The 23,341-nt window shown below is 50.1% G+C and carries 20 protein-coding genes and 1 pseudogene; 7 read left to right on the top strand and 14 right to left on the bottom strand.

Features of this window, described 5'->3' with window-relative positions; all coding sequences use genetic code 11:
- From B7990_RS10465 to B7990_RS10430, 8 genes are all read right to left on the bottom strand, one after another.
- Window positions 1-783, bottom strand: a complete 783-nt coding sequence (locus tag B7990_RS10465; protein ID WP_088640899.1) for an ABC transporter permease — start codon at window positions 781-783, stop codon at window positions 1-3.
- Window positions 784-792: 9 nt separating this feature from the next.
- Complete coding sequence (dnaB, locus tag B7990_RS10460; protein WP_088640898.1) at window positions 793-2,217, bottom strand: replicative DNA helicase; 1,425 nt, start codon at window positions 2,215-2,217, stop codon at window positions 793-795.
- A 148-nt stretch (window positions 2,218-2,365) separates the two neighbouring features.
- Window positions 2,366-3,331 (bottom strand): hypothetical protein, encoded by a 966-nt coding sequence (locus tag B7990_RS10455; RefSeq protein WP_088640897.1) that lies wholly within the window; start codon window positions 3,329-3,331, stop codon window positions 2,366-2,368.
- Window positions 3,332-3,340: 9 nt separating this feature from the next.
- On the bottom strand, window positions 3,341-4,819 hold the full coding sequence (locus tag B7990_RS10450) for a phosphopantothenate--cysteine ligase family flavoprotein (protein WP_141099260.1): 1,479 nt from the start codon (window positions 4,817-4,819) through the stop codon (window positions 3,341-3,343).
- Window positions 4,820-4,923: 104 nt separating this feature from the next.
- The gene (rpsA, locus tag B7990_RS10445) at window positions 4,924-6,693 is read right to left on the bottom strand and encodes a 30S ribosomal protein S1 (protein WP_088630876.1); all 1,770 of its coding nucleotides are present in this window, start codon (window positions 6,691-6,693) and stop codon (window positions 4,924-4,926) included.
- Between the two features lie 36 nt (window positions 6,694-6,729).
- Entirely contained in the window at window positions 6,730-7,398 is a 669-nt protein-coding gene (cmk, locus tag B7990_RS10440) for a (d)CMP kinase (protein WP_088640895.1), read from the bottom strand.
- A 122-nt stretch (window positions 7,399-7,520) separates the two neighbouring features.
- Window positions 7,521-7,976, bottom strand: coding sequence for a hypothetical protein (locus B7990_RS10435; protein WP_088640894.1), 456 nt, complete (start codon window positions 7,974-7,976; stop codon window positions 7,521-7,523).
- A gap of 77 nt (window positions 7,977-8,053) precedes the next feature.
- Window positions 8,054-8,650: a hypothetical protein gene (locus tag B7990_RS10430; RefSeq protein ID WP_088640893.1), complete on the bottom strand. Its 597-nt coding sequence runs from the start codon at window positions 8,648-8,650 to the stop codon at window positions 8,054-8,056.
- Between the two features lie 149 nt (window positions 8,651-8,799).
- Here B7990_RS10430 and B7990_RS10425 point away from each other — a divergent pair, with 149 nt between their 5' ends.
- Window positions 8,800-9,993 carry a TraB/GumN family protein gene (locus tag B7990_RS10425; RefSeq protein ID WP_088640892.1) on the top strand — a complete coding sequence of 398 codons (1,194 nt, stop codon included), beginning with the start codon at window positions 8,800-8,802 and terminating at the stop codon, window positions 9,991-9,993.
- Between the two features lie 147 nt (window positions 9,994-10,140).
- Here the strand turns inward: B7990_RS10425 and B7990_RS10420 are convergent, their stop codons facing one another.
- Both B7990_RS10420 and B7990_RS10415 read right to left on the bottom strand, forming a co-directional pair.
- Entirely contained in the window at window positions 10,141-10,890 is a 750-nt protein-coding gene (locus tag B7990_RS10420) for a tyrosine-type recombinase/integrase (RefSeq protein WP_368668120.1), read from the bottom strand.
- A 77-nt stretch (window positions 10,891-10,967) separates the two neighbouring features.
- Window positions 10,968-12,017: an ORF6N domain-containing protein gene (locus tag B7990_RS10415; protein ID WP_088640890.1), complete on the bottom strand. Its 1,050-nt coding sequence runs from the start codon at window positions 12,015-12,017 to the stop codon at window positions 10,968-10,970.
- A gap of 299 nt (window positions 12,018-12,316) precedes the next feature.
- Here B7990_RS10415 and ruvA point away from each other — a divergent pair, with 299 nt between their 5' ends.
- Together ruvA and ruvB are read left to right on the top strand one after the other, a co-directional pair.
- On the top strand, window positions 12,317-12,925 hold the full coding sequence (ruvA, locus tag B7990_RS10410) for a Holliday junction branch migration protein RuvA (protein WP_088640889.1): 609 nt from the start codon (window positions 12,317-12,319) through the stop codon (window positions 12,923-12,925).
- A 54-nt stretch (window positions 12,926-12,979) separates the two neighbouring features.
- Window positions 12,980-13,648, top strand: a pseudogene (ruvB, locus tag B7990_RS10405) (Holliday junction branch migration DNA helicase RuvB); the annotation flags it as partial.
- A gap of 179 nt (window positions 13,649-13,827) precedes the next feature.
- On the opposite strand, the gene B7990_RS10395 reads toward ruvB, so the two are convergent.
- The 4 genes from B7990_RS10395 to B7990_RS10380 form a co-directional block, all read right to left on the bottom strand.
- Complete coding sequence (locus B7990_RS10395; protein WP_088640888.1) at window positions 13,828-16,056, bottom strand: FISUMP domain-containing protein; 2,229 nt, start codon at window positions 16,054-16,056, stop codon at window positions 13,828-13,830.
- A gap of 17 nt (window positions 16,057-16,073) precedes the next feature.
- Window positions 16,074-16,520, bottom strand: coding sequence for a hypothetical protein (locus tag B7990_RS10390; protein WP_088640887.1), 447 nt, complete (start codon window positions 16,518-16,520; stop codon window positions 16,074-16,076).
- 703 nt (window positions 16,521-17,223) lie between these two features.
- Window positions 17,224-17,811, bottom strand: coding sequence for a fibrobacter succinogenes major paralogous domain-containing protein (locus B7990_RS10385; protein WP_088640886.1), 588 nt, complete (start codon window positions 17,809-17,811; stop codon window positions 17,224-17,226).
- 52 nt (window positions 17,812-17,863) lie between these two features.
- Window positions 17,864-18,760 carry a flavodoxin gene (locus B7990_RS10380; protein WP_088640885.1) on the bottom strand — a complete coding sequence of 299 codons (897 nt, stop codon included), beginning with the start codon at window positions 18,758-18,760 and terminating at the stop codon, window positions 17,864-17,866.
- Window positions 18,761-18,997: 237 nt separating this feature from the next.
- Here B7990_RS10380 and B7990_RS10375 point away from each other — a divergent pair, with 237 nt between their 5' ends.
- The 4 genes from B7990_RS10375 (at window position 18,998) to B7990_RS10360 (ending at window position 23,328) form a co-directional block, all read left to right on the top strand.
- Window positions 18,998-20,398: an endo-1,4-beta-xylanase gene (locus tag B7990_RS10375; RefSeq protein ID WP_088640884.1), complete on the top strand. Its 1,401-nt coding sequence runs from the start codon at window positions 18,998-19,000 to the stop codon at window positions 20,396-20,398.
- A gap of 118 nt (window positions 20,399-20,516) precedes the next feature.
- On the top strand, window positions 20,517-21,926 hold the full coding sequence (locus B7990_RS10370; protein ID WP_088640883.1) for an endo-1,4-beta-xylanase: 1,410 nt from the start codon (window positions 20,517-20,519) through the stop codon (window positions 21,924-21,926).
- A 155-nt stretch (window positions 21,927-22,081) separates the two neighbouring features.
- The gene (gene trxA / locus B7990_RS10365; protein ID WP_141099259.1) at window positions 22,082-22,444 is read left to right on the top strand and encodes a thioredoxin; all 363 of its coding nucleotides are present in this window, start codon (window positions 22,082-22,084) and stop codon (window positions 22,442-22,444) included.
- Window positions 22,445-22,659: 215 nt separating this feature from the next.
- Window positions 22,660-23,328, top strand: coding sequence for a Crp/Fnr family transcriptional regulator (locus B7990_RS10360; protein ID WP_088640881.1), 669 nt, complete (start codon window positions 22,660-22,662; stop codon window positions 23,326-23,328).
- The last annotated feature ends 13 nt before the right edge of the window (window positions 23,329-23,341 follow it).

The following is a 23,341-nucleotide window of genomic DNA, read 5'->3' as shown; positions in this document are numbered from 1 at the left end:
CTAGAAGAACAAGAACGCATCAAGAATAAAGTCAGAAACCAAAATCATAAGACAACTAGAAACCACAACGCTCATCGTCGCAAGTCCAACACCATGCGCACCCGGCTTGGAATGCGTCCCATGGTAGTAGGCAAGCACAAATATGATCGTTCCAAATACAATAGACTTGATAATCCCCGCCCACAAGTCCAGATTTTCGAACAGGTACTGCATACCGGTCGAATAGGTGTAGGTCGTGATATCCAGAGCAAGCACACAGACGATCCAGCCGCCAATCAGCGCAAGCGCATTAGAGATGGCCGTCAGGCACGGGATCATCGTCAAGAACGCAAACAGCCTCGGCATGGCAAGGTAGCGGTACGGATCAAGCCCGAGCACCACATACGCGGAGAGTTCTTCCTTTTCCTTCATGGAGCCGATTTCAGCAGCAACGGCGCTACCCACACGGCCCGAAAGCACAATCGCAGTAAGCAAGGGGCCAAGTTCTATCAGCACCATCTTGCAAGCGGCCGTTCCCACGAACTTGTCGGACACGAGATTGTGAAATTCGAACTCGGCCATGATGGTCGCGACCATGCCTGTAAAGATGGACGTCACAAACAAAAGCGGGAGCGAGGAGACTCCTACAGAGATCATCTCCTTTACGATCAGGGCCGGATTCTTGTGCACATACCTGAACTGCTTGAGCGTAATGAACAGGATGCAAATGCACTCGCCTACAGCGGCGATTGCATCGACAATCTTTTGCCCTATCCAATTTATCGGTTTCAGAATCAACGGCATTGCACTTCCTTAAAAGCTCCCAAAGTCGGCAACCTGCGGTCCACCGCCATCGTCATCTGAGCCATACTGATAATCTTCGTCACCTTCCACGCCTTGCTGGTCGGTCGCATCGTAGAACGTCGTGTATTCAGGCACGAAGCTCATGTCAATATCCTTCACGGAACCGTTACGGTGCTTCGCCACAATGAGTGTTGCCTTGTAGCGGTCTTCGTCCTTGTGCGTCTGCACGAACGGGCGTTCCACGAACCACACCATGTCGGCGTCCTGTTCGATAGAACCGGATTCACGCAAGTCCGAAAGCTGCGGGCGTTCACGACCCTTTTCTTCGACTTTACGGCTGAGCTGTGCAAGTGCGATGACCGGGATGCTCAATTCCTTCGCCAAGATTTTTAGACCACGGGAAATGGCACCGATTGCAACCGCGCGGTTTTCTTCCTTGCCGGTCTTCATCAACTGCAAGTAGTCGATGATGAGGAGGTCGAGGTGGCCCTTGTGCTTGAGCTGGCGCGCCTTGCTCATGAGTTCCATGATGCCGAGGTCGGCGTTGTCATCGACAAACAGCGGAGCCTGATTAATCGGCGTCACTGCGGCGATAATCTTCTTGATTTCGTCAGAACTGAGCTTACCGTTGCGGAGCCTACTCTGGTCCACCTGCGCCTGCGAGCAAAGCAGACGCTGGGCGAGCTGGATGCCGTCCATTTCCAAGCTGAAAAAGGCAACGTTCTTGCCGTAGCGAATGGCTGCATTTGCGGCAACCGTCATCGCGAAAGATGTTTTACCCACACCCGGACGGGCTGCGAGAATGATCAAGTCGGAATTCTGGAGACCGTTCGTGAGTTCATCCAGTTCCGTAATGCCCGTAGGCACACCCGTAATGCCGCCATCACGACGGTTGTTGATGCGTTCCAAAAGAGGCGCCACAAAGTTGTCGATCGACTTCAAGGTGTTGCGCACCTGGTTATCGGCAATCGCAAAGATATCGCGTTCGGCATCCTGTAACACATTGTCCGGCGTTGAGGCCGGGTCCATCGCCTGGCGGATAATATCGGATGACGTGCGGATAAGTTTGCGGAGCACCGCCTTGTTGCGAAGGTGTTCCAACTGCCACGGGACATTCGCCGACGATGCGACGGATTCCATCAATTCAAAGATGTATTCGCGGCCACCGACAAGGTCGAGCTTGCCCATCTTCGTGAGTTCCGCTGAAAGCGTCACGGGATCGATGGGAGTAACCGCCTTGTTCAAACTGCAAAGCGCGTTCCAAATCAACTGATGACGTTCCATGTAGAAAAAGTCATCGTCATTGATGGCCATAACAGCGACGCCCATCACTTCGGGGTCACGTAAAATACCACCCAGCAAACAGCGTTCCGCCTCAACATCGGCGGGCATTTGGCGACCATCAAACGACTTGGAATTATTTTCTTCAGACATAACTATACCGGTTTAAATATACAATAAAAATTTACATGGAATTTTGGGGATGGCACGAAATCGGGGTGAAATGGGCCATAAAAATGGAGATGCCCGCTCGGTGGCGGGCATGACAATGTAATTGCGAGTGCGCACGTGGAATGCGCGGCTACTTGGCGGCGGTGAAAAGGCCGCTGCGCGGGATATGCACCTTCCACGTGAGCCATTTGAGCTGTTTATCCGAAGTCATCGCGTAAGCATCGACAAGCGAAACAGTCTTTGTGCCGTTGAAATCAAGCGCAGTTCCTGCGAGTTCGTTGAAGTTCTTGCCCTTGCTGAACACGTCATAGAAAAGCGGCTCGCTAAAGGTAATCATCATTTCAGGTGCAATAAAGGAAAGTTCCTTTGTTAGCATTCGACGGAGCGAGGCGAGCAGGATCGGAGATAGTGCTCGCGGAGCATCTTTGTAGAAATATGTAACACCAAGAGAGTCTGGAGCGTAACCGAGGCTTCCGAACAAACGCACAAGCATCTCGCCAGTCGGAGACTGGAAAAAGGCGCCGGCCGGCTCGCCGGGCTTCGGGGCAGCAAGGAGAATCAGAAGGCGCGGGTGTTCCGGGCCTTCATAGCGAACAACGTTCGCGGCACGGGCGTAAAGTGCATCTGTCTTGAGCGCATTGTAGAAGGCGCCGATGGAATCGGCAAGTTCGTACGCGGCAGTCGTCTTCTTGACGGCGCGCGGGGCAATGGTGAGGCCAGCATCGAGCTTTGGCGCCGGGGCCGGACGCGGAGCCGGCGCGGGTTGCGCGGGAGCGCCGAACGCAGGCTGCTGAAAAGCGGACTGTGCAGCAAATGCCGACTGCGCGGGATTTGCAAACGGGGCTGGGTTTGAAGGGAACGGCGATTGCTGCGGAATCGGAGCAGGATTCGCGGGAGCCGAATGCTGCGGGAATGGCGCCGGATTTGCCGGGCGCGACATTTGAGGCATCGGATTTGCAGGACGAGCAGGAGCCGGAGCAGCGGACTTTTTGCGAGTCAATGTCCACGGTTCATCGAGGAGCAAATCCTCCTCGCCCATGTCCATTTGGCCTTGCAGATACTTGCGAAGTTCGCTAAAATCAAATTCTTCGGGCATACCGTTCCTCTAAACGTTCTTTAACTTATCAAGGCTAAAATCTACAATTTCTTGCGCGAGATCGATTTTGGAGCCCATCTTCATCTCGGGAATTTCAACCTCTGCGGCGTTTCGAGAGTCGCCGGATTCTTGTGCTTTGCGAGAGTTCGCGCGGATCAATGTGTAACGGACTTCGTCAAAACCAAAACCGCTGTTTGATGCCACGGGGGCGTTGAGTAGGAGCGCATCAGCACCGCTCTTCTTGAGCTTTTCGGCCGCATGTTCCTTGAAGTGGTCCGTTTCAAGCGCAAAGCCGATAACGACCTGGTCTGCGCGTTTTTGTGCGACGCTATCGCGCAAGATGTTCGGATTCGGTTCCAGTTCCAAGATGAGTTGGCTACGGCTATCCTTGATTTTTTCGGTGGCGGCTATCTTCGGGCGGTAATCGGCTACGGCGGCGCAATGCACAAGCACATCGGCGTTCTTCATCTGTTCGAGAACGGCCTTGTGCATATCGCAAGCGCTCTTGACTTTTTTGACGCGTACGCCTCCGGGGAATTCGGCTTCCATCGGGCCTGCGACAACATTCACGTCGAAGCCATTCGCAAGGAACGTCGCGGCAATTGCGACTGCGGTCTTTCCGCTGCTGCGGTTGCTGATGTAACGCACGGGGTCAATCGCTTCTTCGGTGCGGCCGGCGGTGATGAGGACGCGGCGTTTGCCCACTCCGGATGCAGGAAGGTCCTGCAAAGCTGTTTCTTGAAGGAACTGCGCGGCAGGAGATTGCGTTGGGCAAGATTTGATTGGACCCTTCGTTTCACTCAGGGTGACGGGTTGCGAACAGTCCTTCACGTTGTTCAGGACGACGTTGGTTGCTTCCAAATAAGCGACAATTTCAGCGGGGTCGAGGAGGCGGCCTTTGCCGACTTCGCCACAGGCAAGTTCGCCTGCCGGGCTATCCATCACGAATGTGTTTTCAAAACTGCGGAGCGTTTCGAGATTGCGCTTGACCGCCGGGGAATTGAACATGGCGACATTCATCGCAGGGGCGATAAAGCGCGGACCCGTACAGCTCATAAAGCAAAGGCTTACGGGGTCATCGGCAATGCCATAGACAAACTTTCCGATAACGTTGGCGGTCGCCGGAACAACCAAATAAAGGTCCGCCCAACGCGGAAAATCAATGTGCTGGAAAGGGCGGGCTTCGACGGCGCCGTTCTTCAGGTAAACGGGGCACTTGGAAAGGCTTGCAAACGTAAGCGGAGCCACGAACTGTGTAGCAGCTTCGGTCATGCAGACGCGCACTTCGGCGCCTTTCTTTTGCAACAGGCGCAAGAGTTCACAAGACTTGTAGGCGGCAATTCCGCCCGAGACTCCAAGAAGGATTTTCTTTCCAGCGAGATTCATGAACTGCAAGATAGAAAAGTGAGCAAGGCGAGAGAAGCGCGAAAACTTGTTTTCGCATTTCCGAGCCGAAGCAGCGGACGCCGTAGGCGTCAATTTCTGCATTTCGAGATGTGTATGGAGATTCCCGCTCGGAGGCGGGAATGACAAATAAAAAGAAACCCCACGGTTACCCGCGGGATTCCTTTAAGCTTTAGTCAGAAACTAAATTAAGCTTCTTCTTCAGACTTTTCAGCCTTCTTCTTGGAAGCCTTCTTCTTCGGAGCAACAGCTTCGCCAATCGTGGTGCCGTTTTCGCCCGGCTTGTGGGAGTCCATCCAAGCCTTGAGTTCAGCGGATTCACGGTTCTTGAAGTAGTCAACAACGGAGAGGTAAATCTTGCGGTTGTTCTGATCGATTTCGGTCACGACAGCCGGAACTTCGTCGCCAACCTTGAATGCATCGGCCGGAACCTTGATGTATTCAGCGGTGAGCTTGGAAACCGGGATGAAGCCTTCGATACCGTCAGCGAGTTCAACCACGACGCCGCGGTCGAGCATGCGAACGATCTTGCCCTTGACTTCAGAGTCAACCGGATAGGTGGAATCGATAGAATCCCACGGGTCTTCGGTGAGGTGCTTCATGGAGAGAGAAATGCGGCGCTTTTCCTTATCGACGGCGAGAACGACGCATTCAACCTTGTCACCCTTCTTGACCATTTCGTTCGGGTGGGTGATCTTCTTGGTCCAGGACATGTCAGAGACGTGGATGAGGCCATCAACACCTTCCTTGATTTCGACGAATGCGCCGAAGGAAGCGATGTTGCGGATTTCACCGACGACGCGTGCGCCCGGCGGAAGTTCGGTTTCGATAGAATCCCACGGATCAGATTCGAGCTGCTTCATGCCGAGAGAGATACGTTCTGCATCTTCTTCAACCTTGAGAACAACAGCTTCGACTTCCTGACCGACGGTGAGGATTTTGGACGGGTGCTTGACGTGCTGGGTCCAGGACATTTCAGAAACGTGGATGAGACCTTCAACACCGCTGTCGAGTTCGACGAATGCACCGTAATCAGTGATGGAAACAACCTTACCCTTAACGATAGCGCCTTCCGGATAACGTTCGGCGATATCCTTCCACGGATGCGGCTTAAGCTGCTTCATGCCGAGAGAGATGCGTTCCTTCTTGTCGTTGAAGTCGAGGACCATGACTTCGACTTCCTGACCGAGCTGGAGCATTTCGGACGGGTGGTTGATGCGCTTGTAGCTCATGTCGGTGATGTGGAGGAGGCCATCTACGCCGCCAAGGTCGATGAATGCACCGAAGTCGGTGATGTTCTTGACGATACCCTTGCGGACCTGGTTCTTCTCGAGAGTTTCGAGAACGTCGCCACGCTGCTTGTTGCGTTCTTCTTCGAGAACAACACGGCGAGAAACGACGATGTTGCGACGAGCCTTGTTGACCTTGATAACCTTGAGGTCGAATTCCTGGCCGATAAGAGCGTTGATGTCCGGAATCTGACGGAGGTCGATCTGAGAGCCCGGGAGGAAGGCATCGATACCAAAGAGGTCGACGACAACGCCGCCCTTGATGCGCTTCGTGAGAGTGCCACGTACGACTTCGTTGTTTTCGAATGCAGCGTGGATGCGATCCCACACGCGAACGAAGTCAGCCTTCTGCTTGGAGAGGATGAGGCGACCGTCTTCGTCTTCGAGCTTTTCGACGAACACTTCGATTTCGGAACCGAGTTCGAGAGAATCAGTATCCTTGAATTCGGCGCGATCAATAACGCCTTCGGACTTGTAGTTCACGTCGACGAGAACTTCCTGGTCGTTCACCTGGCTGATCTTGCCCGTGACGAGCTTGCCCTGTTCGAGGCAGCCCATGCCGGCATAGACGTCAGCGTTGGCCTTGCGGAAGTCCGGGGAGCATTCACCCTGGGCGGCGAGAATTTCTTCGAGATCTTCTTGAGTTCCGAATTTGAGATTTTGAGACATATTAGTTAATTGGGTTGTGGTAACAAAGGATTCAGGCTACGCCACTACACCTACGTAGTCGAGAATCTTTTGAACCTGTTGTTCGATTGAGATGTGTGTAGTGTCAATTTCAATAGCATCGTCCGCCTTCTTTAACGGGGCGGTCGCACGAGATGAGTCCAGGCGGTCGCGTTCGACCAGATTGTTGAGGACTTCTTCGAGGGTAACTTTTTCGCCTTTTTCAAGGAGTTCCTTGTAGCGGCGTTCGGCGCGGACCTTCACGTCTGTGACCATGAAAAACTTGTACTTCGCATCGGGGAAAACGACCGTTCCGATATCGCGGCCATCCAGAATGCAGCTCTGCTTCTTGCCGATTTCGCGCTGCTGCTTGGTCATTGCGGCGCGGACCGACGGGAGGGCGCAGTAGATGCTCACGTTGCTCGATACGCGCATGCCACGGATTTCAGATTCGCGGCAGACACCGTTAATGAGGATATGGTTTTCGGAGTCGAACCCGAGCGTGAGGTTAGAGAGCAATTCGTCCATGGCCGAACCTTCTTCGGCGGCAAGTCCAGCATCGAGGGCGGCAAGCGTCACGGCGCGGTACATCGCACCTGTGTCGAGGTAGGTAATGCCCAATTTCTTTGCAATAATCTTTGCAGTGGTACTCTTGCCTGTGCCAGAGCCCCCATCAAGGGCGATAACAAAATTTTCCGAATTACTCATGAGTGGGAGCAAATATAGCTTAAGGCGAGAGTCGCGTCAATCGTGCTTGCACGAATTGGCATGACCGAGCCGTGCTATATGCGCCCAGAAAGGGCGCCAATATAGAAAATTGCGCCAATAAATCAATAGTAATAATCGTAATAGTCCGGGTTATCGTAGTAATAATAGTAGGCGTAGGCGTCGATATTGCGAGAATCTACGAAAATGACTTCGGAGCCATCGGCATAGACAACCCAACGAGTATCATACCCCACAAAATCATAATAGCGCGTCCCATGATTGTAACCGACATCGTATTCGCGCGGGTTATAGTAGGAACAATCATCATTGACGCAAAATGTGGCATAGCCATCGTGGGTAATCCGCAGGTCAACACTCATGGACGGCGACATGGAATAGGTGTCCGAGCAGTCGTAAGGCTGGTCAAAGGCATCGTAACGGCAGTCCACTTCGTAGTAATAGTGGAAGCGCCTGTTGAAAGAGGCTCCGCCATCGCTAGGACCGACGCTCCAGTCCGAACCGCAAGCCATCAGAGCAAGCGTTACAAGCATAGCAAATGACGCAACAATTCGATTCATAGGACACTCCTAAAAAAAATCCCCCGACTAACTGTCGAGGGAAAATCTACAAAAAGTTTTTGCAGGAAACGAGCCGATTACTTGTAGTCACCGTTGTAGGATTCTTCAGCAGTGCCATCTTCGCGAGTGGATTCCGGAGCAAGGAGTTCACCCGTGCTGCCGTACTTGCGCTTTTCGTCGTCCGTGAGGCGGTTCGTGAGCACTTCGACCTGCTGTTCCTGATGAGCCGTAGCTTCTTCTTCCTGGAGAATCTTCTGGCCTTCTTCGAGACGGCGCTTGATGCGGTCATCTTCCATCTGCTTCAGGTTCGTTCCGACCTTAGCCTGTTCTTCAGAAACCTTGTAGCGTTCATTCGTTTCGTCCATGACAGCCTTGATGCCGACGAGGCGACCATCGCTATCGACGCCAAGTCCGGCCTTGCGGAGCGTAGAGAGCGGCAAGCGGCTTGCTGCCGTCTGGTATTCCGGCAAGAATTCATAGCCGTCCGATGTACCAATCTGACGAGCTTCGTCCGGAGTCACATAGCTAAGAGCTTCCTGCCAACGGGAACTCTGGACACTGGATGTGAAAGAAACGAGGGCATTATCCAATGCCTCGCCTTCGTCCTTCGGGGTGCCTGCGCAGCCCATAAGGAACAAGCTAATTGCAGATAAAATAACCAACAATTTTTTCATGGGGTACTCCTCCGAAAAAAAAATCCTACCAAAATATAAACATAAATATTACAAACATCCACACAATTGTTCCATTTTTCTATAAAATGTACCCAAACTTGCCTTTTTCCTCAAAATGTTCCTTTCTTTTTCTACATTACCACTACCTTATGAACGAAGTTTATTCTCAGTCTGAAGAAAAGTCCGACATCTACCGAATCCGCACCAAGGACGACAGGGAAATAGTCCTCGTCGGGACGGCCCATATTTCGCAAGTTTCAAAGGACCTTGTCCACGAAACCATCGAAACCGAAAACCCGGACACCGTATGTGTAGAACTTGACGAAGGCCGCCTCAAGTCTATCCAGGACCCGAACCGCTGGAAGAACACAGACTTGAGAGACGTGATCCGCAAAAAGCAGCTGGCCACCCTCATCGCAAACCTGGTGCTCGGCTCATACCAGAAACGCATGGGCGCACAGACCGGCGTCAAGCCAGGCTCAGAACTCAAGGAAGCCGTTGACGTCGCAAGCGCAAAGAACATACCCATCGTACTGGCCGACCGCGACATCAAGATTACGCTCAAGCGAACCTGGGCCTGCACTCCATGGTACCGCAAGTTCAGTCTCCTGGGCGGGCTATTCGCAAGCATTTTCGACAAGACCGAAATTAGCGAAGAAGAACTCCAGAAAATCAAGGAAAAGGACGCGCTCAATTCCATGATGCAGGAGTTCGGCCAGACGTTTCCAGAAGTGAAGCAGGTGCTCATAGACGAACGTGACCAGTTCCTCGCAAGCAAGATCAAGAACGCTCCAGGAGACAAGGTCGTCGCCGTTATCGGCGCAGGCCACATGCGCGGCATTGCAAGCATCATCGAGGAAGACAAGGAACTTCCAAGCGAAGAATCCATTTCCGTCATCCCGAAGGGCACCTCGCTCTGGAAAATTTTAGGCTGGACTTTAACATTTTTAATCATCGCAAGCATCGCCTTTGTGGGCTACGTCGCAGGAATCGAAAAAGCAGGACAGCTGAGTTTACAATGGGCCATGCTCACCGGCGGTGGCGCCATGCTCGGAGCAATCATCGCAGGCGGTCACCCGTTGACCATTCTGGTAGCGCTGGTCATGGCTCCGTTTACAGGACTCACACCGCTTATCGGAGTCGGATTTTTCACGGCACTCACGCAAGTCTACGTCAGACCGCCACGAGTATCCGAAATGGAAACGCTGACCGACGACATATGGCAAGTCAAGCGCTGGTGGAAGAACCGCGTCACGCGCGTCATCCTCTGCTTCTTGTGCCCGGGCATTCCTGCAATCATCGGAAAGATTCTCGCGATCTTCAAGATTTACCAGGCATTCTAGTTTAGTAGGCGTCAGGAATTAGGTTTTAGGGATTAGGAAAAATCTTAGACGAAGACCTGCCGTTAAACGCACCTCAGACAAACGCCCCGCACAGCTTTACTTTGTACAAAAGTTCGCCTAAAAGCGGACTTTTTAGTTTATATAAATTTACCACGTCACAACCTTATTTACGACTTCACGCTGTTCGCTTGCTGTCTGGCGCAAATAAATACGAGTCGTTTCGATATGTTCGTGCCCCATAAGGTCAGCAAGCAAAGCGATGTCGTTTCGCTTTTCCAGAAAGTTCTTAGCAAACCGGTGGCGAAACGAATGTGGATAAATGACGGCTTCATCTAGGCCATATTTCTTTGCGAACGTTTTCAGTTGCGAGGCAATCCCCCGCGGGGTAATCTGCTTGCCAAAACGATTCAAGAACAGGTATCCGCTGGAACGACCTTCACTTTCCAACCAACGCAAAGTTTCTTTTTGCAAAGTTTCAGGAATGTAGAGCCGTCGCAGCTTTCCGCCTTTTCCGTAAATGTCAAAATATCCGCACTCCACATGTTCCACTTTGAGTTTCACCAGTTCGCCCACGCGGGCGCCCGTCGCCGAAAGAAACCACACCACAAAATACCACTTGGTTTGGCCATCTTGCAATAGACTCGTCTTCAAGAATCTGTAATCGGCATTCCTGATGACATTTTCAAGAAAACTCTTTTGCTGCACCTTGACATTCTTGACTCGGAGTTTCGATTTGCCTGCGTAATCCAGATATTTATTGATACCTTGAATCCGCAAATTAACGGTCTTGGGCTTGAAATTTTCCAGAAGAAAACTCTTGTAATCAGCCAGCGATTTGCGACCAAACCGCCCGAAATGCGACTTGAAAAAATCCGCCGTCCAGCAATACGAATCCATCGTATTCACCGCAAGGTTCTGCCCTTCTAGATATTGATAAAACGATGGTCTTTCGGCAAGGTAGAAGACGAAGCAGTTCATAACAAGTTCTCAAACACAGCATGGTAAACCGAAACATCATCCAACTGGACAATAGACGTAATCTTGTTCCCGGCATCTTTGGAAGATGCTCCGCAGTGGAATATTTTCTCGTTCTTAGAACCAAAATCAAGCAATATATAGCGGTCATGAAATATATTTCCGGCTGTTTTCGGATCTTCAAGCACAACATCTGGGCGTGCGGCCCTAAAATCAGCCAGCATGTTCTCGGTTAACCGGGTTCTTCCGTATTGATCACTGAAAATCGTAACGACAACACCCTTGGCGACATTCCGCAGTAAATCTAAAGTCTTGACATCCACATAATTGTCAATAATGACCACCGACTTCTTTGCCATACCATAAATTTGCGCGTACGCAACATCGGCTTCAAGTTTCTGTCCGTTCAAAATCAAGAAGTGCTTAAACATCGAAGGATCAATGAAGTTTTCCATTACCTTCTGCAAATCAGACTTCATTGCAAAAACATCCGTGCGGGTTTCGGCTAGTTCTCCACGAATTTCTGCAATTTCCCTTGTATTTTGAACCATATAAGAGGAAATTTGCGGATTATTGCCCACATTGAGCAACAGCATGTTCTCGGAAACAATGTAGTCCTTCATCTGCTTGAAAAGGCGAATCAGAGCCTTGCTTTGAGCTATAGCCTGTTCCCCCTTGAGGACCGTCATGAGCATATAAATACCCTGTTCGGTAAAGGCAAATGGCATTTTTCGCAAGCCACCCCAACTTGAAGTCAAAAATTTTGACTTCAAGTCTGATGCCGGATGCAGGGATATAAGATTTTCAAGTTCATTGCGGTCAAGCTGAAACCGAAAATCATCGTCAAACTTTTCAATATTATTCTTGACCTGCTGGTTAAAAACCTTTTTGTCATACCCATAAATTTCCGCCAAGTCGGAATCCAACATCACCTTGAGACCACGAATCGTGTAGATTCTGGATTTCAGGAAATTTTCGTCTATCAGGGAGAAATCGTTTTTGCCGACTGCTTTTGATGCGGTTAATGCCGGTGCTTTTTGCTTGCTCATATACTACCTCACTCCGTTTACACGCTATAAAAAACGGACGGCTCTGTCGGGCCAGGCCGTACTTTTGGGTCGAAACTGCGAAAAAGCTGCGAAAATGACCCTTCGGCTCTGTTAGGCCAGGCCGTATAGCTACGGAAACGCTGCGAAGTCGGAACCTGCCGAAATAGCCTAAAAACTACGGTCATGCAGCCGAAAAACAGTTTTGGAAGGGCTTACGGATTGAGGATTTTTTGCTAGCCGGGCACAAGTGTACAGTTTAGCCCGACAGAGCCGCACAAAAGTGCATATTTGGAGAATTTATGATTGAGCGGATTCGTGGCATTTTGGTACAGAAAACCCCTACGTTTGTCGTTGTGGAATGTGCAGGGGTCGGTTACGGCGTCAATATTTCGGCCTCTACGGCAGGCAAGCCCCCCGAAGAGGGTGCCGAAGTCACATTGCACACGAATCTCGTGGTACGCGAAGATTCCATGACGTTATTCGGTTTTGCGGATACGACCGAAAAAGACTTGTTCCTCATGTTTTTAAGCGTGAACGGTATCGGACCGAAGCTTGCCCAACGGATTTTGAGCGGAAGCACGCCCGCCGATCTTTTGAACATGATTGCTAGCGACAACAAGGCTGCCCTCAGCAAAATCAAGGGGCTTGGCAAAAAGACATGCGAGCAGATGACGCTGACGCTCAAGGAAAAAGCTGGCGTAATGTTGCAATCGCTGGGCGATGTCGAAGGGAGCGGTATCACGAGCATCGGAGCGCTAACCGGGGCAAAGTTGGAAGCGGTTTTGGCTCTGCATACGCTTGGGGTCAAGGATCCGGCAGCAGAAAAGGCTGTGGTCAAAGCGGTCGAAGTTCTCGGCGACAGCGCGGACGCGGCAGCTCTTATCCCGGAAGCTCTCAAGTATTTGTAATTTGTAATTAGACGATAGACCATTGACTACTGACCATTGACCAAGAACTAGAATATGGACGATCAACGCATTATTTCACCGCAGAAATGCTCTTTTGACGAAAGCGATTCCGACCGCAACTTGCGACCGCCAAGCCTGAGCGAATTTACGGGTCAGGACGATATCAAGGAAAGCCTATCCATCGCCATCGAAGCGGCAAAGCACCGCGGCGACTCACTCGACCATTGCCTTTTTGCAGGCCCTCCGGGCTTGGGCAAGACGACGCTTTCGAGCATCATCGCGAAAGAAATGGGCGTGAACATCCACATTACGAGCGGACCCGTCCTCGAAAAGGCAAGCGACCTCGCCGGGCTGCTCACAAGCCTGCAAGAAAACGACATCCTGTTCATCGACGAAATCCACCGCCTGAATCGCGTCGTCGAAGAATATCTCTACCCCGCCATGGAAGATTTCAGGCTCGACATCATGCTCGACTCTGGCCCTGCGGCAAGGAGCGTGAACCTTCCGCTCAAGCACTTTACACTTGTCGGCGCCACAACCCGCAGCGGACTCTTGACAGGGCCGCTCCGTGACCGCTTTGGACTCCAGTACCGCCTGGAACTTTACAACGAAAAGGACATCGTCAAGATTCTCATGCGCAGCGCCCGCATTTTGGGAGTTAAGCTTACCGAAGAAGCGGCCAACATTCTCGGTGGACGTTGCCGCGGAACGCCCCGCGTTTCAAGAGGCCAGCGAGTTGCCCCAACAGGGGAATCGCGTCGCCATCCTGCTTCACATAGACATCCTTGATATCGGCCGTACCGATCCACAGCGTATTGCGGACCTTCGCGATACGCGAAATCACCTCGGAGTAGTGTTCCTCGTTCTGGATGTATTTTGTGAAGGTCGGCATGGCAGGAAATCTATTCCTTGTCCTTAACGCAGCGGACTAGATATTTCGTGTCGTACATAAACGAGTATCCTCTCGAAGGATATGGCTCGAATGTAGACATGCCCCAGTCGAAAACACCCTTCTTGGGATCATTCGTTTCTGTAGAAGAGGCAAAATAGGCGTCGCCATTTTCAGAAGCCGGAATGGCGGAAAAACCGAATTCATCAGAAATGTCGTCGTAATCATCAAAATTCCAGGCATTCTTGGCCTTCAGGGCGTCTGACGATGATTCTGCCTTGCTGTTATTCTGGGCGTACTCGGTCAAGATATCCCAATCTTCCTTGTTTGGAATCCTCCATCCGTCAGGACAAAGCCCCTGCACGGGCTCCTTCAAGATTTCCGTCGCCAGCTCAGTCTGGTATTTAGAGGGCAAGTTCATTGCGGTACTCCACAAGTATTGCACTCCTCCTATCTTACAGTTCTTCGGATTGTCTTCATAGCAAGAGGCTCCAGACAAAGTATCATTGGTGTACGCCAGATTTTCGGCAAACCAGGTCTGCGTCCCGATATCGACAATCTTGTAGGAATGATTGTCCCGCGTATCCACGAATGTCCTGTATGCAATATCGGGATTGGTATAGTCCGTGATATCGTCATCGTATATCGTTACCGCATACCACATGGAATTCTTGCATATAAGCATTCCATTAGAAGTCCTGTATTTTGACTTCTTCTCGTAGCGTTCCTTATCGTTCGCCTTTGTGCAGGATTTCATTATCTCCATTTCCGTATATTCCGCATCACGCCATTTCCCGTTTTCGCAGACATAGATTGACGAGTCTTCATCTACGACCATTTTTCCGAGATTGTCATCGGTGCATTTCTCTAAGGCCGAACTCGAACTGCTTTCGGCTTTCTTGAAGCTGGAACTGGACTTTGGCAAGTTACAGGGGCCGGGAGGGTCTCTCTCCCATGCAAACGCAGACATCCATGTGTGCGAATCCATTCCGTCATACTTGGTAAAAAGCTTCGCGAGAGTCGTGTCAAAGTCTTGTTTCATATCGGCGTCTTCGGAGCACCATTTGCCGTCCAGACAGCTTATAGCGTATTTCGAATGGAGATAATCCCATATTTTGTACGACTCCGGAGTTGCCAGCACATAGGGCAGTGTATAGGCGTATATGGAATCTATGTCAACCAGACAGCCGAGGGAATCTTGAGGAAGGTACCAGTTTGTGCCAACACGAAGGGTGTCCTGGATGTAATCGTAGTATATCTTGTGCACAACCTCGTCGGTTCCCCTTTTATGGGCGCGAATTATTACAAGGTAAGACAGCAAATCGCTTTCGCGCAAGATATCAATTTTCCCGTTGCGTTCGCCAATGTAGGGCTCTTCGATGGTCTTCTTGAAGGAAACAGGGAATGCCTGGAAGTATTGTACCGAATCGACCTTGGCCGGGACTTTCCATGACTGGTAATATAGGGCGCAGGCAAGCGAGAAATCCTTATGCGCATCCGTAAACGAAGTGAGCGTGACACTGTCCGCGTTTATGTGGGCGAGAGTTCCCAGACGTTTCTTGTACTTATCGAATGTCATGGGAATGATGAGGCTGTCTTCGCCACTCACCAGCTTGCATCGTGAGAGCGTCGTGTCGCCTTCGAAGTATTGCGGTGCCACGCTGGGCGTTATGGTGAGGAACAGGGAACCATTCTTGTAAGGATAAGAGTTTATCCTCGGGGAAAAGCTCAGGTAAAAACGGTCGGTATGCTTGAATATTTTTCCAGACTTTTCGGAAGGGACGATATCGAACGTGACCGTCATCTGGTTACAGGTCGACTCTGTCGAGATTTCGACGGTGTGCTTTTCTTCGTCAGGCAGAGGAAGCGCCTGTCTCCCCCATTTCGATTCGACCGTCTCGACCTTTTTGCCGTCAATCTTGTATGTCAAGGAACTTGAATCTTTACATTGGTGGAATCTTGGAGAAACATCGAAAACGACGGTGTCGATATAGAAGTTTCGTTCAATGGTATAATGGTCGCCATCGCCAAGTTCCCCGTTGAAGAGATAGGAATCCTGATACGCGGCGAGTTCGTAGATTTTGTCCGTTCCGTTATAATGGAGGATTTTTACGTAAAGCGAATCGGCACGTTCAATAGGCTGTATAGATTCTTTCGGATTTTCTGAAGGGAACGTTGACGAGGAGTCGCTACACCCAGCAATCCATGCGCATAAAAAAATCAAAAAAAGAACTTTTTTCATATGTCACTCAAATTCGTTTATTGGTACTGGTAGTAACCGTCGATATAAGAATAAAGAATGATGGCCGATGGCCGGAGTGTTACGTTTTCCTTGGCTTTCGGGATAATCTTGATGGAGTTCGTGTTCTCGCACAATCCGAATACGGTCTGGTTGTCAAAAGTGAAATTGCCATTGTCATCGATGTCAACTTCGTCACCAGCACTGACCTGTAGGTGGCGTAGCGAGATTTTCTTATCGAAATAGGCGGTATCGAAACCATCCAGATGCATTGTGGACGTGCCTGTACGTTTTACCATTCGCGGCAGTTCCGTATCAGCCTTGGCAGAATCTACAGTGGCGTTACCGAAGGTGCCCGAAAGTGACCAATGAATTTCTACAGGTTCAGGCTTGACAATTTCGGAAGGGTCATCCGATGTGCAGCCGTAAAGAGCCAACAAAATTGCAAAAATCAGAAACTTCTTCATTATTTTACCATTAATTTATTTGCGCATATAATAGGAAAAGCCTTTCTAGAGTTAAAAATACATTTTTGAGCGCAAAAAAGGGACATTTCTTGTTCGGGATAATCCATGAGGCAGCGAATGGAAAAGGCAAAACAGAATTGTAATCAACAGAATTGAATCCGGGTACTGAAAAAAAGATAAATAATGCTATAAGACTAGATAGGTTTACTGTCGTAACCGCAGTTGAAAAGCGAAAAACATGCCGCGGAAACGCAATTTTTATGAAAAAATACGATTTAGCTTGACAGAGTCCTCCAAAGAGTGTATATTTGAGCAGTAGCATAAAAGGCTCTGTCGGGCCAGGCCGTACTTTTGGGTCGAAACTGCGAAAAAGCTGCGAAAATGACCCTTCGGCTCTGTTAGGCCAGGCCGTATAGCTACGGAAACGCTGCGAAGTCGGAACCTGCCGAAATAGCCTAAAAACTACGGTCATGCAGCCGAAAAACAGTTTTGGAAGGGCTTACGGATTGAGGATTTTTTGCTAGCCGGGCACAAGTGTACAGTTTAGCCCGACAGAGCCAAACGAACCACTGCGCAAATATACACTATTTTGAAAGAAGATGTTGCACTTTTCTGTTTGGGCAATTTGCAATCGGTCGAATGTAAACGATTTTGCCCCTGTTTTGCCTAGAATAAACAGATTGGTATAACATTTTCTATCCGTTTACTGTACGCAGCGGACTGAGAATCCGAACGCTTTCGGCTTCATCATATAGCTAAAGCCCATCGACTTTGACGAAAGATACCACACCGAAGCTTCATTCGCTTCGGTGTTTGCGCTCCAGAAGAACGCGAACTTGCTTTCGTTGCCATAAGTGCCGTCATCGAACATGTTGCCGGATGGCATAGCGCTGAATTTGAGCGTATCGTTTCCGTTCGTTTCACCAGACCATCCGTAATTCGCCTTGATCAAATAGCCGGCATTGAAGTCGGCTCCGGCTGCTTTCCACAAGCTTTCGAAATCTTCGTTTGTTGGCAAACGGAACCCGGCAGGGCAAGCGGACTTTGCCGCATCCCAAGTGTAGAGGCGCCCGTAGACCATGCAGTTATCGTCATCTTCCCTATAGCAAGTGCTGCCCGGCATTTTGTAGTTCAAGTTGTCGGCCATCCAAGTGCGGTCTTCGATTTTGACAAGGCGGTACTTTTGCTTATCACGCGGGTCCTTGAGTTCCTGCTTTTTTGCTTTGGGGGCGGCAAGAGATGCGCTGGACGCGATGAGGGCTATTACAAGAGCAGATGATAGATAATTCATATTCAAGAATTTTAAGGGAGATGCCCGATCAAGTCGGGCATGACGTTATGATTTACTTTTCGACGACGATCATTTCCGGTTCACCATGGCCCGGAAGCGGTTTGAAAATCTTGACGTTCGTCTGCGTTGCCGGCCCACCAAAAGCCTTCATTTCACAAACAAAGAGGTAGTTCATTCCAGCAACAACCTGCGTTGAGACGCTGAGCGGCTTCAGACCCAAGTAGGCGTAATCCTTGGTAGCTGCGGCAAACACGGCTGAATCTTCAGCCGTGAGCGGGCGCTGTTCCGAGAAGCCACCGGCAAGCATCTCTTCGGTCTTACCCGTTTCGAGATTTGCAAAGAATGTCGCGACTTCTTCCTTAGCCTTTTCAACACCGCCTTCGGCATTGACTCGCTTGTTGGAAATTCCATAAGCGATAGTCACATTGGCATTCGGTTCAAGAGTCTTAAGTTCGCTAGCGCTCGCCTTGCGACCACCGCTACCGTAAGTGCAGAACGGCACTACGACCTTGCCGCTCAAATCGTTTGCGTCAAGGAATGTGTAAATCGGCGGAGTGAAAGTTCCGAACATAATCGGATAACCGAGGAACACGGTATCGTACTTGGCGAGTTCCACCTTTGCATTCACGAGAGCGGGCCACTGCTTGCTTTCGCGTTCGGCACGTACTTCGGCAATCGTGCTATCGTATGTCGAAGGGAACGGCTTTACAAGCTGGAGTTCGACTTCATCGGCATTGCGGGCTTCCTTAAAAATCTGAGCCAGCTTTTTAGTCGCACCCGTCTGGGAGAAGTAAACCACGACGGACTTGGACTGTTGTTGAGCCACTTCGGCAACCGGCGCAGCCTGGGTCTTAGACTGCTGGGCTTCCTGCTTTTCACAGGCAGAAAGCAATGCAGATGCGGCAAACGCAACCGACAAGGCGAGGGAAATCTTCAAGGAACGGGACATGTGAACCTCCAGCTTAAACTTTTACAGATAAAAAGATATTCATTTTTAAAAAGGAGATGTTCAACAGATTTTATTTCGCCCCCTAAACGAAAAAATTTGACGATTTCGATTTATTTTAGCCCCCTAAAATAAACAATCTCCCTTGCATATTTTTCTTTACATCTTTTAGTTTACTTTTTGTTTATCTTAAACAATATTGGGTACTCATTAGGATTAGGGTTAAAAGGAGTACAAAAGATGAAAAAGACTCACGCTTTTGCGGGTCTTGTGCTTAGCACGGCCCTACTTGGCGCAGGTTTGGCAAACGCCTTCGCCGCAGATGAAACCCTTAGATCCCTAGCCGATAAAAACGGAATCTACATCGGCGCCATTCTGAACTCACAGTGGTTCAGCGGCGGACTTCCTGGAAATTACGAACAGATTCACAAGCAACAGTTCAACATTGTCGTTGCCGAAAACGAGATGAAGTTTGACGCGACCGAACCGCAAGAAGGAAGGTTCAATTACAACAACGGCGATAAGATGGTCAAGTACGCCAAACAAAACGGAATGCGCGTCCGTGGCCACGCCCTCGCCTGGCACAGCCAAGTTCCGGGCTGGGTAAACAACTACAAGAACGATAAAAAGAAATTGCTCGCCGTTCTCAAGAACCACATCGAAAAGGTTGTCAGCCACTGGAAAGGTCAAGTCGCCGAATGGGACGTGGTGAACGAAGCCATCAGCAACAACGAACCCCAGTGGCGCACCGGTTCCGTCTGGTACCAGGGTATCGGTCCTGAATTTATCGACTCCGCATTCGTTTGGACGCACGCTGTGGACCCGGATGCAGAACTCTGCTACAACGACTACAATCTCGAACAAGGCATCAACCCCAAAGCCAAGGCAGGGTTCTTGCTGGAACAAGTGAAGCGCTGGGTTGCAAACGGCATTCCTATCCATTGCGTGGGTTCCCAGACGCACGTGGAAGACACCACCACCGACAAGCACTTTATCGGTTCGCCGGACAGCCTCCGCTCTCTCGCCAAGGAACTTGCAAAACTTAACGTCAAGCTGAAAATTACCGAACTTGATATCGGATTCAAGAGCGGCATCAACGTCAGCCAAAGAGACCTTCAGCGCCAAGGACAAACTTTCCGTCAATACCTCGACATTATCCTCGAGGAACCGAATGCGGACACGTACCTGATTTGGGGCGTTTCTGACAAATGGAGCTGGCTTGGCGGCCTAAACAGGCAAAAAGGCCTTATCTATGACGACAACTTGAAGCCGAAGCCCGCATTCGATAGCATCTTGGTGAGACTCCAGACTTACGAACCGCCCAAAGATACAGCCAAGAAAGACACCGTTGTTCAAGACTCCAGCAAGAAGGATTCAACGAAAAAGGATACGACAGACGCCATCAAGCCATTCATCGCACCGAGCAGCCTTTCTTTGCATGTTGCCGGACGCACGCTGTTCGTGACCGGATTTACTTCGAAGACTGCCAAGGTGGACATTTTCGACATGCAGGGCCGCCCAGTCTTTAGCACAGAAAACAACAAGGGCGTCTTTGACCTCACTACAATAGCCGAAGGCCTTTACGTGGTACGAGTGCAAAGCGGATTCTCGAATTTAACACAAAAGGTTTCCATAAAATAGATTTCACCTCTTAATGGACCAGGGACCAGGATTTTTCCTGATCCCTTTTTATTTGACTTTCGTGAATGTTTTATATATCTTTCGGGTTGGTGCAAATGGGTTGATAGAGGGATATATAATGAAAAAGATTCATTCTTTGTCACGTATTGCACTCGGCGCCGCAATTATTGGCGCAGGCTTTATGAACGCCAACGCCGCCGACGAAACCATCCGGCAGCTCGCCAAGGAGCGCGGCCGCTTTATCGGCACCATCTTGAACAGCGAATGGTTCAACGACGCTATAGAACCGGAATTCGAAGAAATACACAAGACGCAATTCAACGTCGTCGTCGCCGAAAACGAAATGAAGTTCGACGCCACCGAACCCAAGGAAGACGAGTTCAACTTCGAAAAGGGTGACAAGATGGTCAAATACGCACAGGCAAATGGTCTCCGCGTTCGCGGACACGCTCTCGCCTGGCATAGCCAAGTCGCAAACTGGGTGAATGATTATAAAGGCCAAAAAGAAAAGCTGCTCGCCGTCCTCAAGAACCACATCACTAAAGTTGTCAGCCACTGGAAAGGCCAAATTGCCGAATGGGATGTAGTCAACGAAGCCGTCAACGACGATTACAATGCCGACTGGCGTTCGACAAACTCCGTGTGGTACGAGGGCATCGGCGCAGAATTTCTGGACTCCGCATTTGTCTGGGCACACGAAGCAGACCCGGATGCAGAACTCTGCTACAACGACTATTCCATCGAATGGGGACTCCGCGAAGGTTCCAAGGCAAGCTTTGTCGTGGAACAGGTCAAGCGCTGGAAAGCTAATGGCATTCCAATTACTTGCGTAGGCACCCAGACGCACATCGAAATCGCACACGAAACGACACCGCAAAACGTGCGCGCCCTCGCCAAGGCACTAGCTGAACTCAACGTGACACTCAACATCACCGAACTCGACATCGGATTCCCGAAGGGTTCGGCCGGCAAGCTCACCGAAGCCGACTACGCCAAGCAGGGGCATTTGTACCGCCAATTCATGGACGTGTTCCTCGAAGAACCGAACATGGGTGAATTCGTGATCTGGGGATTGACCGATGCGCACAGCTGGCTCGACGAACAGCAAGGCAAGACCGAAGGGCTTCTCTTTGACAAGCAATACAACCCAAAGCCCGCATATGACAGCGTCATGGCAAGCCTCAAAGCACACCCCGCTTCTGAAGTCAAAACGCCCTACCCAGATTCAGTGCTCAACCCGCCTAAAGATTGCAAAACAGACAACTGTGGAGATTCTTTAATCGCAATCAAACCGAGTGTTTCTGCAAACAACATTTCCATACACCTTGCCGGACGCACATTGTTCGTAACAGGTTTGGCTTCGAAGACTGCCGCGAAGATCGACATATTCGACATGCAGGGTCACCTCGTATTCAGCACAAAGAATGTCAAAGGCAACATAGAGCTTTCATCAATTCCAGAAGGATTATACGTTGTTCGCGTTCGTCAAGGAATAACAAAACTTACCAAACGAATCGCCATCAAGTAATGGAGATCCCCGTTCATCGACGGGGATGACAACTCTGATAAAGGTCGCGAAATAAATCGCGACTTTTTTTATATCCCCAAAAATTTTTTTCGTTAATGTGACCTAGTCACAGTTTAAAGCCTTGTGATTATCTAAAATATAGGTGTAAAGAGGGGATGAACCCCAGAGAAGAGTTTAAAATAAAAACAAAAAAAAGGAAAGGTAAAACAATGGCTGAATTAAAAATCACTAGAGAAAACTTTGAACAAGAAGTCCTCAAATCCGACAAGCCCGTTCTGATAGATTTCTGGGCAAGCTGGTGCGGCCCATGCCGTATGCTCTCGCCCACCATCTCGGAAATCGCCGAGGAATATAAGGACAAGGTCAAGGTCGGCAAGGTCAACGTCGATGAAGAGGGGGATCTCGCCGCGATGTTCCGCGTGACAAGCATCCCCATGCTCGTCGTCATGAAAAATGGCAAGGTCACGAATTCTGCCGTCGGCGTCCGCCCGAAAGACCAAATCGTAAAGATGATATAATTTCTATTCTCCCATTCAATCAAACCAAGCCCGCCACCGTCTGTATGGCCTGTACTGAGCAAGCCGAAGTAAGCAGAGTCCGAGTGCGCGGGCATTTTATGCATAAGCATTCCAATCACAGCACACTTCCTACTCCTTTAAAAAAGGAGATTCCCGGTCAAGCCGGGAATGACAAACAAAATGATTTTATATATTCCCTCTAGAGGGAGCACGTTATGGTCGAACCGATTAGTCAAATTGTCAAGAAAATTCCATTTTGGGAAAAGCTTTCGCTTGAAGAAAAAGCGTTAGTTTCACAGCGCGCGTTGACAAAGCATTTCAACAAAGACCAGATTGTCAGCAGCAACAGTTCCGCATGCCTCGGGATCATCCTCATTTTGAGCGGAGGCATTCGCGTGAGCCTCATCTCGGATGAAGGTCGGGAAGTCACGCTTTACCGTGCGCACTCGAACGAATTTTGCGTTTCGACAGCCTCGTGCGTGATCCACCAGCTCACGTTTGAAGCAATCGTCACCGCCGAAGAAGATACAACTGTACTCGTCATTCCGTCCTCCGTTTGCGCCAAGCTGATGGACACCAACATCCACGTGCGCTCCTTCGTTTTTGAACGCGAAACGGAACGCTATTCACAGACAATTTGGGCCATTCAGCAGATGCTGTTCAAGCGATTTGACCAGCGCCTCGCCTCTTACCTTTTTGACGCATACAAAAGCACAGGCAAAACCGAGATTAAAAAGACGCAAGAAGAAATTGCGCGAGACGTGAACTCCGCCCGAGAAGTGGTCGCCCGCATGCTCAAGGAATTCGCGGCCAAAGGTCTTGTGGAAATCAAGCGCGGAGCGATCGTCATTCGCAATATCGAAGGACTGAAAAGGCTGCTATAAAAGCAGCCTTTTT

Source organism: Fibrobacter sp. UWB4 (genome assembly GCF_002210345.1).
Lineage (GTDB): Bacteria > Fibrobacterota > Fibrobacteria > Fibrobacterales > Fibrobacteraceae > Fibrobacter.
This window is presented reverse-complemented; position numbering and strand designations above follow the sequence as displayed.